9 protein-coding genes are annotated in these 14,537 nt (G+C 33.1%); 8 read left to right on the forward strand and 1 reads right to left on the reverse strand.

Features of this window, described 5'->3' with window-relative positions; translation table 11 throughout:
* Positions 1-95: 95 nt before the first annotated feature.
* Positions 96-2,510: a PstS family phosphate ABC transporter substrate-binding protein gene (locus H6F32_RS10405; protein ID WP_190369257.1), complete on the reverse strand. Its 2,415-nt coding sequence runs from the start codon at positions 2,508-2,510 to the stop codon at positions 96-98.
* Between the two features lie 352 nt (positions 2,511-2,862).
* On the opposite strand from H6F32_RS10405, the gene H6F32_RS10410 reads away from it, so the two are divergent.
* The 8 genes from H6F32_RS10410 to H6F32_RS10440 all read left to right on the forward strand — a co-directional run bounded on the left by H6F32_RS10410 (position 2,863) and on the right by H6F32_RS10440 (position 14,454).
* On the forward strand, positions 2,863-4,584 hold the full coding sequence (locus tag H6F32_RS10410; protein WP_190369258.1) for a phage tail sheath C-terminal domain-containing protein: 1,722 nt from the start codon (positions 2,863-2,865) through the stop codon (positions 4,582-4,584).
* 129 nt (positions 4,585-4,713) lie between these two features.
* The gene (locus H6F32_RS10415) at positions 4,714-5,187 is read left to right on the forward strand and encodes a phage tail protein (protein WP_190369259.1); all 474 of its coding nucleotides are present in this window, start codon (positions 4,714-4,716) and stop codon (positions 5,185-5,187) included.
* A 34-nt stretch (positions 5,188-5,221) separates the two neighbouring features.
* Positions 5,222-5,695, forward strand: coding sequence for a phage tail protein (locus tag H6F32_RS10420; protein WP_190369260.1), 474 nt, complete (start codon positions 5,222-5,224; stop codon positions 5,693-5,695).
* A gap of 130 nt (positions 5,696-5,825) precedes the next feature.
* Positions 5,826-6,332, forward strand: coding sequence for a phage tail protein (locus H6F32_RS10425; protein ID WP_190369261.1), 507 nt, complete (start codon positions 5,826-5,828; stop codon positions 6,330-6,332).
* Positions 6,333-6,374: 42 nt separating this feature from the next.
* The gene (locus tag H6F32_RS10430; protein WP_190369262.1) at positions 6,375-6,689 is read left to right on the forward strand and encodes a hypothetical protein; all 315 of its coding nucleotides are present in this window, start codon (positions 6,375-6,377) and stop codon (positions 6,687-6,689) included.
* 35 nt (positions 6,690-6,724) lie between these two features.
* Entirely contained in the window at positions 6,725-7,075 is a 351-nt protein-coding gene (locus H6F32_RS10435) for a hypothetical protein (protein WP_190369263.1), read from the forward strand.
* Complete coding sequence (locus H6F32_RS21080; protein ID WP_313926622.1) at positions 7,051-7,179, forward strand: DUF6760 family protein; 129 nt, start codon at positions 7,051-7,053, stop codon at positions 7,177-7,179. Before H6F32_RS10435 ends, H6F32_RS21080 begins: the two co-directional genes overlap by 25 nt.
* A gap of 180 nt (positions 7,180-7,359) precedes the next feature.
* Positions 7,360-14,454, forward strand: a complete 7,095-nt coding sequence (locus H6F32_RS10440; RefSeq protein ID WP_190369264.1) for a CHAT domain-containing protein — start codon at positions 7,360-7,362, stop codon at positions 14,452-14,454.
* The last annotated feature ends 83 nt before the right edge of the window (positions 14,455-14,537 follow it).

Raw genomic sequence — 14,537 nt, forward strand, 5'->3', positions numbered from 1 at the left:
GTTATTTGGTTATTTACATGATTTATACTGTCTGACGTGGTTGGTGAGCTCGTCGAACCACACCCTACCAATGTGCCAGTTGCGTAAGTCCTGAACTACTTACTAATCTGACAATCTTCACTACTCTTCAAAGGTTGTAAAGTCACCAAACCAGTATGTTTCAATAAACATTGAACTTCCTTACTTTGTAACACCTCACCAAACTTTTTTCCCTTTGGTTCTTGACGATTATCTCGCAAATAAACTACAGATAAAGGATAGGCTAAAGGATAACTTTGATTAATAAATTGTCGACTATTCGGCACATAAGATGATTTATTACATAAATCTGTTTCCCGTGGATTAATCGGCTTACCATTAAGTTGTATTAACGGAGAAACCACATACTTATTCTCATGCTGTAAAGCTAAAGGATAAATAGAACATTGTCCATAGGTCTTACTCAAAAAATCAAAACCAATACCACCAATTCTTACATTCTTACTATCAACATTTTCAAAATCTTTGATAATACTCCTAAATGTCTCAAAAGTTTCTAACTGACTCACTTTAGGAATGTCATTTTTCTCTTTTGCCGTTAACAGTCTTCTAAACCTACTAATATTTTCCTCTGTTTTTAAAACACGCTGTTCAAAATTTCCTACCGCTTCCGCATTTCGTGAAATATATAATTTAATTTTTAAATTTGGTCCATTTATACCCGTAACATCACGCCAATTAGTAATTTCTCCCGTATATATTTTCTGTAACTGTTCTAGAGTAATTTTTCCTTCCAAAGCAGTGGGTAAACTATCTTGTCTCCCCTCTTTACTAAAAGCAACAAACACCACTAAACCATCATAAGCAAATTCTTCATATCCCAACTCAGAATTTTTATTATTATTCACTATTGTACTAATAGCAAAATCTATTTCTCCATTTTTTAGTCTCGTTATATTATCTAATTGTGTAGGTTTATCATAGTCCAATTCTACAGATGGTAAAAGTCTTCCTAAATTTTTCTCTAAACTTTCTCCACCAGGTAAAAGTTTTTCTGTAGTTAACACATAACGCCAAATTACATCAGCTTCTTTCAGACATGAATACACAAATTTACCTTGAGGAATAGCAACTATTTTGTCAAGAGATTTCAAAGTTTGGTTTTGATTATCTTGCCGACTTTTATTAATATTCAATAACCAAAATATACCTATAAATAATAACAAAATTCCACAACTTCCTAATAAAATCAGTTGCCAAGTGTGGAAGTTGATGGTGTTGTTTGACGTTTTTTCATCTTCCTGATCATCTTTATCCGACTTACTTTCTCTGGCTATATTCTGTAAATTAGGTAAGCTTTGACGCGCTTTTTCTGCACTGCTAAACTCATTACTAATTAACTTGAATAAAAATTCTTTCAACTCATCATTAACTGTATTAGGTAATTTCAGATCAGTAATATTATTAGCTTCCTTACCTGCTAATAAAGCAAAACCAATTTTACCTAAATCTTGTACATCTTTTTTACATTTAATTTTAACAGTATCTTCACTATCTTGATTTTTCCATACATCATTATATTGATGTTCCCATAAAGATAAATCCCGCAAATAAATTAAAAATCCTTGTAAACTAGGAACAATTACTAAAGTATCTAAACTTAAATTACCATGGTATTTTTTTTTGTTTTCGCTTCCCGAAGGTAACAAGAATTTTTGCGTATGCAGAAATTGTAAACTTTGCAAAACTTGATTTAAAACTTGATATACTTCTACATTACTCATAGCCCCATTTTCTCTAATGTAACTACCTAGAGAATGACCATGATAAAAAGTATTTTTAAAGACTAAATAATAACGTTTTTCCTCATGATCAAATATAGCTTCATCTGGTGTAATTAACCGAAAATCCTGTATTCTACCATCTGCTAATATTAATCCAGAAATTCGCTCGAAATTATATTGAATATACTTTATTTTTTCCTCAATTTCGGCTCTTTTTTGATTGTTTCTCTCGTTTTCAGCTTTAGGAAATAAAAACTCCTCAATAATAATAGGTTCGCTATCTGGTAGTTCAATAGCTTGATAAAAATATCTAGCTTGGCGATCTGCTAAAGAGTCTTGAGTAAATTGAGTAAATTTATCCAAAAATTCTTTGATTTGATATCTACCACGATTACCAGTAATTTCCTTTCCTGTTTTTAATGGTGGATATTCCTTTTTTATCTCATCTGATATTTGTTGCAAAATGGCAGTTTCACGACTTTCTAAATCTTCTCGCGCTGCTTCTAGTTGTGATTCTGACTTCACGGTTAATTTATTAAATAAACCATCAGCAGTTGGGGCTTTAATATCTAACTCATGGGCAATAAAAGGCAAGAAACTTCTAATAGGTGCGGGCACAAATTTTAAGACATTGTTGCTAGTATTACTCAGGACATTATTTACTCGACCAAGAAACTCACTAATGCCTCTTTGTTTGATTTCTCCGGCAATATTTTTACCTGCTTGTTTATAATCTTTTTTAGCCATAATTATTTCCTATGATTTTTTTAATAAACATTAATTTAATTAATCATACAGATTACTTGTTTGTCATATTACTCAGTACTCAAATTGACTCATTGTAAATCATCCTAGTATCATAATATATACCAATCAAGAATTATGACCAGAAGAATTATTAAGAAAATATAACTATTGTCAAGCACAATCATCAAGTTTTGGGATATATGTAAATCTTCGTAACAAATTCCTGAAGATATAAAGATATTTTTACATTTCTTTCCATTTAGGTAACTATTATAGTAAACTGTATTGTGTAATTTGCAGCAATACTTCTTAGCTACTTGTTGGCAACCAAAATAATAGAGGAGAGCTACTGATGGCATTAGATTATTTTGCTCCTGGGGTGTATGTAGAAGAGATTGACCGTGGGAGTCGCCCCATTGAAGGCGTGAATATGAGTGTGGCAGGCTTCATTGGTTTTACCGAAGATGTAAAAGGTGATGCAGAACTATTCACACCCATTATGATCACTAATTGGGAGCAGTATTTAAAGTTTTTTGCTAAACCTGGTTCTGATGGATTTACTAATTTTAACGCTTATCTGCCTTTTGCCGTTAAGGGATGGTTTGATAATGGTGGTGGACGTTGTTGGATAACAAGTATTGGAACAGAATTACCAGGAACAGCTAAACCTTCAGAAGATAAAATTGCTACTAAAGTATTAACCTCTGCCAGTAAACCTGCCTTAAAATTTAATATCAAATCAGATACATCAGCTATAGTAGCTGCTGGCGATAATCAAGAGACAAATGATCACAGTATTTCCCGACGCATTCAGGTAATTATCAGCGAAAGTACACCAACAATACCAGAAGGGTACACTGGCAAACCTCCTATGGATAGTGGTGAATACTTTAAGATTACTATTAAAGAAAACGGAGAAGAAAAAGGAACTTATGAACATCTTATTAACCAGGCCGCATCCACAGAATTTGGTACTTCAGTATTTGTAGCCTTGGCAGATAATGAATATGTAACAGTGGGTTTACCTGATAATGCGGTGACAGGTGGTTTATTAAGTTGCCGTCCTAAAAATGGTGAATACGTAGTTACATCAGCACCTTATATTACAGCCCAAGGGGATGAAGTCAGGGATTTACAGGGGCAAAAAGGCGATCGCAAAGGCGTACTAGGAAACTTTGAAGTAGACGAAATTGCCATGATTGCCTGTCCAGACTTAATGTTACTTTATCAAAAAGGTTATATAGACCTAGAACAAGTACATGGAGTGATGGAAGCGTTAATTACTAACTGTGAAAATGCCTTTCCCGGTCCAGCTTTCCGTATGGTAGTATTAGATCCACCACCAGTAAAACCTGGTAAAAGTAATAAAGCAGTTACTCCCGACAAACAAACACCTCAAGATATTTTTGAGTGGTTAAAACAATTTAATCGTCGTTCTATGTTTGGTGCGCTTTACTATCCCTGGATTAAAGTGGCTAATCCCAGAGACAAAGGTAATCCCATATCAGTACCTCCCTGTGGTCACATGATGGGTATTTGGTGTCGTACTGATGAAACTCGTGGTATTTTTAAAGCCCCAGCTAACGAAACTCCCAGAGGAGTATTAGGACTAGCTTACGAAACCAATATGCGGGAACAGCAACTACTAAATCCTGAAGGTATCAACTGTATCCGTAATTTCAGCACATACAGCAGGGGCTACAAAGTGTGGGGCGCACGTACCCTAGTAGAAAAAGACAACATTCAATGGCGTTATATTAGTGTGCGACGCTTAGTCAGCTACATTGAAAAATCCATTGAAATGGGAACACAATGGGTAGTATTTGAACCAAATGATCAGGATCTGTGGGAAAGAGTTAAACGAACCGTTAGTACATTCCTTACCAGAATGTGGAGAGAAGGTGCTTTATTTGGTGCGAGTGCAGAGGAAGCCTTTTACGTCAAATGTGATGGGGAATTAAACACTTATGATACCATGATGATGGGACGTTTATATGTTGAAGTAGGAGTATCTCCAGTCAGACCTGCGGAATTTGTGATTTTCCGCGTAAGTCAATGGAATCCTAACGAATAAAAACAGATATTAATTGATAATTGATAATTGACAATGGAAGATCATCAATTATCAATTAAAGAATTAGCAGAATACTTACAATTAAAATATCAACTTTTGGTTAATGTTCTCATAGAAAAGAGGTGAAAAATGCCTGAATTAAAACCCATACCAACTAGTAGATTTTACGTTGAATTTGATGGAATTACCCAAAAACTAATCAAAAGTGTGACAGAAGTAAAATTCACAGGACAAACGGCAGGCCATGAAAAGCCCTTAGCTTCCACAAAAAGTGGTAAAACCCTGTGGCAAAGCACATCTTCTGGTTTTGAAGAAAACCCTAATGTTACCTTTGAAGCCTTTGTAGTGGAAGGTGACATGGATTTTTATAATTGGATGAAAGGGACAATGCCAAAAAGTGAAGGTGGTGATGGAAAATGGTCATCAAATCGCAAAAATGGCTCTATAGTGGCTTATGATTCTGAAGATCAAGAAATTTTGCGTTGGAACTTGACAAATTGCTGGATTAAAACTTACAAAGTGAGTGATTTTTCATCAGAAAGCAAAGATTTAGCAGTAGAAACCTATGAAATAGTTGCCGAAGAAATTCTTCGAGTAATTTAATATATCATTACATAAATCATCACAGGAGTGAAATATGGCAAAGGGTGAAATTCTTGCTTGTTCCAAATATTATGTAGAAATAGACGGATTAACTGATTTAATAGTTAAAAAAGTAAGTGGCGTTGCTACCACATTACAAACTACTGGTGATGCGAAATCCTATGGTGTAACCAAAGGTGGAAAAAGCGTCATTCAAGCAACAGTTACAGGTATAAGTAATGCCAAAATAACTGTAGATTTTGTAGCTACTGTTCAAGACAAACGCCTATATCAATGGTTTATAGACTCCCATTCTCAGGTTAGTGTAGGTGGAGGATCAAAAACTAAAGGAGAACGGAAAACAGGGTCAATAACTCTTTACAATCAAGGTGGAGAAGAAGCTGCAAGATGGAATTTAACAGGAATGATGCCCTCAAGTTATAAATCAACCAAATTAGAAGCAGGTGCAGAAGGTTTAACCACAGAAACAGTGGAATTTGTTTATGAAAGTTTGCATCGTGTCAAATAACTAAAGAATAGCAATAGGGAATAGGGGAATAGGGAATAGGGGTAAATTATGTTGATATGTTCTTTTTGTGTAAACTCTAATAATTGGATTGGCAAAAATTGAAAAACTACCAAAACTAAAATCTACCAAAATGGAAACAAAAAAACCCACATTTGAAGTTCTAACGGCCTGCCGTTTTTATTTAGAACTTAAACTGCAAAATATTGCTGGTTCTAATGATGAAATAGATGGTTATTTCATGGAATGCCAAGGATTTCAACGTTCTCAAGAAGTGATAGAAATAGTGGAAGTTACTCCTCAACAATGGGGTAAAAGTAAACAGGCAAAATTTGGCCGTGTAGTGCGGACAAAAATCCCTGGTAATTCCAAAAGTGATAACATTATCTTAAAACGGGGTTTAAGCATATCCCTATCAATCTGGAACTGGTTAAAAGAAGTGGAAGAGGGAAATTGGGCAAAACAAAAAAAAGATGGAGATTTAACTATTTATAATCAAGGTGCAGAAGAACAAGCTAGATTTAGATTTTTAGGAGGATGGCCAGTAAAATATAAACTTTCTGGAGTAAAAGCAGGAAGTAATGAATTTGAAATTGAAGAAATAGAATTGGCAGTTGATGAATTTATTAGAGTTAAATAGTCAACACTCTCAACTTATTTAACCATTTAATTATGCAAAATTATGATCCAAACAGAATTTGAATTTAACCTAATTAAAGGATATGTAGATAGTGATGGTAATATTCATCGTACAGGGATTATGAGACTATCAAGGGCAATGGATGAAATAATGCCCATGCGTGATCCTAGAGTCAAATCTAACCCAGCTTATGCCACAGTAATTATACTTTCTCGTGTGATTGTTAAACTGGGAGCATTAGATGAAATTAACCCAGCAGTAATTGAAAATCTTTTTGCCGTAGACTTGAGTTACTTACAAAATTTCTATAGGCAAATAAATGGTTTAGATGAAAACAATAATCCCATTATTTCCTAATAATAAATAACCATAAATAACAGAGGAATAAAACCATGATATGCACAGAAATTAATTTTACATTACCTCAAGGATTAATAAGTGAAAATAATCAAATTGAAAGACAGGGAAAAATTAGGGCAGCCACAGGAAAAGATGAGATAATAGTGCAAAAATATCATCAAGTGCAAGAATTTTCTGAATATGCCATATTTGTGATGTTATCCAGATTAATTAGTAATATAGGCAATATTTCGCCAATTACACCAATAATATTAGAACAACTGTTTTTACCAGACTTTAATTATTTGCAAAACCTCTATTTACAAATGAATCAACCTAGTGGAAACTGGTTAAATGAGGGGGAGTATTTGGCTACCCCTTGTCACAATTATATCAAGAGGTAGCCTTAATTGCCCTATACTTTCATTGGTCCAGAGAAGATATTTTGAATTTAGAACATACAGAAAGACTACTCTGGGTAGAACAAATAAATAAACTACTTATTTAATATTATTTAATAACGTAAGTTGCCAGTTAGATAAAGTAGGGTGTGTCAGAATCTTAAAATTGGTAATTTTAGCCTAAATTATTCTGTCTGACGCACCCTACAGACCACAAAATATCCGAAAATTAATAACTAATTACTTGTCAATAATGTCAATAAACCCATCAACCACCCCATAATATTATGAATGTACCTCGAAAATCTTATCGTTATTTATCTATTATTACCGCCATAATTGGCATAATTCCAGTTAGTATATTTGCCAATATATCACCAACAGTAGCACAAATTACCCCGGCGCAAGATCCTACAGGAACAATAGTTAATCCTCATGGTGACAGATTAGATATACAAGGGGGTACAAAATCAGGAGATGGGGTTAATTTATTTCATAGCTTTGAAAAGTTTAACCTTAATTCTGACCAAGTGGCTAACTTTCTTTCTAACCCACAAATTCGCAACATTTTAGGGAGAATAGTAGGAGGGGATCCTTCCTATATTAATGGTTTAATTCAAGTGACGGGGGGTAATAGTAACCTATTTCTAATGAACCCTTCTGGTTTTGTATTTGGCAGTAATGCTACATTAAATTTACCGGGTAGTTTCACAGCAACCACAGCAAATAGTATAGGATTTGGTAATAGTTGGTTTAATGCTAGTGGCAATAACAATTATAATAACTTACTGGGAGATCCTAATGCTTTTGCCTTTACAATGGCTAACCCAGGGGCAATAATTAATAGTGGAGATTTAGGAGTATTTTCTGGTAATAATATTAACTTATTAGGTGGTACAATTATTAATACTGGCACAATTTCTACCCCAGGAGGAAATATTACATTAACTGCTGTTCCTGGACAAAATGTAGTGCGGATGAGTACCCCAGGAAATTTATTAAGCATAGATGTTAAACCTATTGTACCTAATAGTAATTTACCAAATGAGTGGGTAATTCCTGTTCAAGACTTACCTTATTTATTAACTAATACCCATCCTAGTTTGAATGTAGGGGTAAAAAATACCAATGATGGTAATATTCAACTGACTAATTCTAATATTAATCTTCCCAAAGAAGCAGGAACGAATATAGTTTCTGGTAAGGTAGATGTATCTGGACAACAGGGCGGAAAAGTTGGTATTTTTGGGAATAAAGTAGTAGTAATTGGGGCAAATATTGACGCTTCTGGTAATAATGGAGGTGGTACAGTATTAATAGGAGGGGACTTTCAAGGTAAAGGGACATTACCCAATTCTAAAATTACTGTGGTAGATGAAAATTCCACTATTAAAGTAGATTCTAAGAATATAGGTAATGGGGGAAAAGCCATAGTTTGGGCAGATAATACTACTAGATTTAATGGTAAGATATCCGGACAAGGTGGAGTTAATGGTGGTAATGGTGCTTTTGCGGAAGTTTCAGGAAAAGAGAGTTTAATTTTTCAAGGTAATGTTAATTTATTAGCAGCACAGGGAACAAGGGGTACATTACTTTTAGATCCCAAAAATATTATTATTGCTAATGGCGGACAAAATAATATAGGTAATAATGATAATCTTTTTTCTGATCAACAAAATATTGATGTTACATTTAAACCTAGTGCAGTTGTAAACGCTTTAGATAGTGCTAATTTAATCCTGCAAGCTAATACTGATATTACTGTTACTGATGCTATTGATAGTTCTGGAAATACTAATGCTGGTAACTTAACATTACAAGCGGGACGTTCAATTCTGATTAATAATGATATTAAACTCAAGGGTAGTTTGTCAGCAACAGCAAATGATTCAGGTTCTAAAAATGGTCAAAGAGATTCTGGCAATGCTACGATTAACTTAGCAACTGGTAAAACAATTGATACTTCTGGCAATATTACCCTAGAATATGATACTAATACAAATATAGATCCCATGAATTTATCAGGTGATCTTAAAGCTGGTAATGGTAAAATTAGTTTAAATAGTAAAACACAACCCATAACAGTTAGTAGCAATGTTATTAATGCAGGAGAAATAGAAGTTGTTAATAGTGGAGGTACAACTTTTAGTAATAGTATTAGTGTTGCTAAATTAACCCTGACAAACACTACAGGTACGGTTGCTTTCAATAATAATCTTAATGTTAACAATACTTTTACTACAACAAACCAACCTTACAATATTTCTTTTCTGGGTACAACTAATAATATTGCTGGTAATACCACATTTAATAACACTGGAACATTAACTTTTACAGGTAATACTAACTTTTTAGGAGGAGTAAATACCAGTTCTGCATCAAATACAAACATCGCGGGTACAATTAATAGTAGCAATGCTAATGTAACTTTAAAAAATGTGGAAGTTACTCAAGATGCTACAGTTAATAGTGCTAATGGAGATATTAATTTTAATGGAAATGTCAATAGTACCACTGGACAAAATCGTAATTTAACAGTTAATAGTGGTACAGGTAAAATCAGTTTTAATGCTAAAGTTGGTGATAGTACACCATTAGGAAATATATCGTTAACTGGGGATGAAATAGATGTTAGTGATACTGTGACAGCAATAGGAATTTTAACGGCTAATAGTACAGGAAATACTCTATTTAATAATGTTAATGCTGGTAGTTTAATTACTGATGTTGGAGGTAAGATTCAATTAACTGGTAATATTACTACTACTGGAAGTCAAACCTATAATGATGTTGTTACTGTTGCTAATAATCCCAGTTTATCAGGTAATACTATTGCTTTTAATGAAACTGTAGATGGTAATAGCAATTTAACTGTAAATGCTGGTAGTGGAACACTCACTTTTACCAAAAATGTAGGAAGTTCTACACCTTTAACTAATTTAACTGCTAGTGGTAATAGTATAGATATCAAGGAAAATATTTCTACTTCTGCTGTTCAAACCTATAATAGTCCAGTAACTATTTTCAAAAACCCCTCTACATTTACTGGAAATGGTATTATTTTTAACCATACTCTCACTGGTAATAATTTAGATTTTACTGCTAATACTGGTAGTAGCAATTTAACTTTTAGCAATATCGTTACCTTAGGAAGTTTAATCACTAATGGTACTGGAAATACAGAAATTAAAGCTAATATTAATACCGCAAATAGTCAAAACTATAATACGAATGTTACTGTTGTTAATAATCCCAGTTTATCAGGTAATGGTATTTTCCTAAATGGTACTGTAGATGGTAATAGCAATTTAACTGTAAATGCTGGTAGTGGAAATTTGACTTTTGTTGATGCAGTAGGAAATACTACAACTTTAGGCAATATTACTGCAAATGCTGGAGGTACAACCATTTTTAATAGTACCGTCAAAGCAGCAAGTTTATTTACTGATGCTAATGGTACAACTAAAATTAATGGAGATATTACAACTTCTGGGTTGCAAAATTATCAAGATATTATTCTTATAGCTAATAATCCCACTTTAACAGCTAACAATAATAATATTAGTTTTGGCAATACTGTTAATGGTACTACCAACTTAACGCTTAATCCTGGTAATGGTAATATTAATTTTATTAATACGGTTGGTGATAAATCTCCTTTAAATAATCTTACTATTAATGGTGCTGGTATAACTCAAATTAATGCCAATATTACCACTAATGAAAGTCAAACTTATAATAATCAAGTTAATCTCAATGTTGATACCCAATTTACCACAGATGCCGATATTAATGGTACAGGAAGTGTATATTTCAATAATACCTTAACAGGAAATAATCGTAATTTAACCATTAATGCGCCAGATGTCGAATTAAATGCTAGTTTAAATTTAGGCAGTGGTAATTTAGTTTTACAACCTTCTACTACTGGTACACAGGTTACTATTGGTAATACTGATAATATTGGTGATTTTAATGTTAATAATAGTGAATTAGCTAATATTAATACTACTGGTAATGTTACTATTGGTAAAGCTGATAATTTTATTAATATAGCTTCTAATAGTAGTCCAGTCAATTTAAGTTCTCAAGATTATAATATCAATGTTTTGGGTAATATTGATATTTATGGTAATGTTTTTACTAAAAATAATCAAACCTATAATGGTGATATTTTACTCCGAGAAAATGCAACTTTAATGGGTAAAAATGTAAGGTTAAATGGTAATATTGACGCGGTAAATTCAGGTAAGTTTTTAACAGTTAATAGTCAAGGAATTACTACTTTAGGGAAAGATAATACTCAAAAAATAGGAAATTCTACTGCTTTAGGTTCTCTCAATTTAACTGGTAATGGTACAACTATTATTAATAGTAGTGTTATCAATACTACTGATAAACAGGTTTATGATACTCCTGTAAAAATTGCTAGTGATACAGTTTTAAATAGTAGTAATAATGGTGATATTAGTTTTAATAATACTGTGGATAGTAATACTAGTCCTCAAAGTTTAACTGTGAATACTGGAGGAATAACCAGTTTTAATGGTTTGGTGGGTTCTGTAATGCCACTTTCTGCTTTAATTACTGATAATAATGGTACTACTGTGATGACTACTACCAATATTGCTACCACAGGAAATCAAACCTATGGGGATAAGTTACTCTTAGGAAATAATATCATTTTAGAAAGTACAAATAGTGGTAATTTAACTTTTAATGGTACTGTTAACTCTCAAGGTATTGCCAGACACTTAACTTTAAATACTACAGGAATTAACCGTTTTAATAATGCAGTTGGTGGCAATAATGCTTTAGATTCTATTACTACTAATGCAGGAGGAATTACAGAAATTAATAATAATATTACTACCATTGGTGCTGATGGACAAACTTATAATGATATTGTGAAATTTACTGGTAATTCTACTTTAAATACTAATGCTTTGAATTTTAATAATAATGTGACTGGTACAAATGTAACTTTAAATATTTTACCTTTAACCACAACTCAAAATATTAGTTTAGGAGGTATAGGTAATGATAGTCCAGGAAATTTGGTGTTGAATAGTGCAGAAATGAATTTTATAGGTGATGGTTTTAAATCTATTACTTTTGCTACTGTTAATCATAGTGGTACTGTTAATTTAGCAGGTGATTTTAATTTAAAAAATCCTTTAATTTTGCGATCGCCTATTGGCACAGGAACAATCGCAGGTCATGGTAATATTAATGGTACAGGTGCGGCTAGTGTCTCTCTAAAAGCTAACCAAAATATCACCACAGGTAATATCACAACCCAAGGTCAACCTGTAGAAATTGTCACCCCTAATGGTAAAATAGAAACTGGCAATATTAAAACTAGTTCCACCAACGGAAATGGTGGTCAAGTTACTCTTCAAGCCTACAATAATATTGATACGAAGGACATTAATACTAGTGCAGTTAATGGTACAGGAGGAGAAGTTACCATTAGTGTCACACCGCGCAATATTCCAGAGGATCAATTAACGGAAGCAATATTGGCTACTGGTTCGGTTTCCACAGGCAATATTAACAGTTCTGGCAGTACAGGAGCAGATATTACTATAGAACCATTTTCTCTGTTAACCACTAAAAATATTAATACTGGTGGTACATTTGGTAAAGCTGGTAATGTAATTTTAGGACCAGGAAATCAAAACATTCAAATAGGATCAATTAACGCGGAAAGTTCAGGAAATAAAGGTGGTAATATTACTATTAGCTCACTAGTTTACTTCACAGCTAACGATACTTTTACATCTTTTAGTGGACAAATTGCTAGTATTTCTACTCTAGGATCTATAAGTAGTGGTACATTTAACCTTACTCATGGTGCTTCCGTTTTAGAAGTTGGTAATTTACCTCTAAACTTTTTAAGAAACCCCAAAGGAAGTGGTACAAAAGGGGCAATAATAGCTGGAGAAACCGTATTTGTTAATATGAATATTGCTGGTAATTTTACTGCTAAAAATGTGGATATTCTCAGTAAAGAACCACCACCAAATGTTCCTAAAAATTCTGTAGATTCTATTAACATTCCCAGTAATTATGGAGAAAAATTAGAATATGCTGCTGATGCTGAGGCTAAGAGCAATAGTGAATATGATACGTATTTTGGTAGAAAATCTGTACAATTATCTACTCAAGAAATCAAAAGACGTTTAGGAGAAGCTGGAGAAATTAGTGGATTAAAACCAGGCATAATTTATGCACAGTTTCAAAGGAAAAATCAAAGTAAAGAATCGAAATTATCAGGTTTTAGACAAGATAGCGATGAATTAGAGTTGATTTTAACTACTGCTGATGGCCAAGATATTACTTCAATTCCTACAGGGAAAACCAGAGCAGACATTAAAGAAATCAGAAAATTATATCGCAGAAAGGTGAATGATAATGAAGCTGCTACCAGTAAAGAGGACTATAATACCAAATATAGCCAGGAGATGTATAACATCTTAATTAAACCAATTCTGGAACATTTACAAGCTAAAAAAATTGATACTTTAGTGTTTGTTATGGATACAGAATTACGCTCTTTACCCATAGCAGCAATTCATGATGGACAGGATTTTATTATTAATAAATATAAAATTGCCATTATTCCCAGTGCTTCTATTAGTTTACCAGAAAAACCACAATCTTTTGATAAAAATACGAAAATTATGGCCATGGGAGCATCAGAATTTAAAGATTCAGGTTTAGCTGAACTTCCCGCAGTACCAGGAGAATTAAAGGCAATTACTCATATCTGGAAATTGGGAGATACTAGCAAAAATTCTCCTAAAGATTCTCTCAGTTATCTCAATGAGAAGTTCACAGTGGAAAACTTTAAAAAACTGCGAGATTCCCAACAATTCCGCATCATTCATTTAGCAACTCATGGTAAATTTGCAGGTAGTTTAGATGAGTCTTACATTCAATTTTATGGTAATGAAAAGGTCAAATTACGTGAACTGGAAACCAAACTTGAGTTAAATAATTCACCCAAGGTAGATTTAATGGTACTTAGTGCTTGTGAAACGGCTATAGCTAATGAACAAGCAGATATGGGTTTTGCCGGGGTTGCAGTAGCATCAGGTGTTAATTCTGTAGTGGCTACTTTGTGGTCTGTGAGCGATCCTAGCACCTTTGCTTTAATGGTTAGTTTTTACAAAAATTTACAATCTCAGCCAAAAGCGGAAGCTTTAAGACAAGCACAGTATGATATGAGTCAAGGAAATATCAGATTTGAAAATGGTTATTTAGTAATTAACAATTATAAAGAGGAGTTACCAGAAGAATTAAAAAAATTAGGAGATATGGATTTTAAACATCCTTATTACTGGAGTGCTTTTACTTTGATAGGTAATTTCTGGTAGTAGACATATTTACTGAAACATGATAAATTTATGGTGTTGATTGACACAAATTAATAAGTTCATTAAATAATAATTTTCTCAAA

The sequence above is a fragment of the Anabaena sp. FACHB-1237 genome (assembly GCF_014696225.1).
Classification (GTDB): Bacteria; Cyanobacteriota; Cyanobacteriia; order Cyanobacteriales; family Nostocaceae; genus FACHB-1237.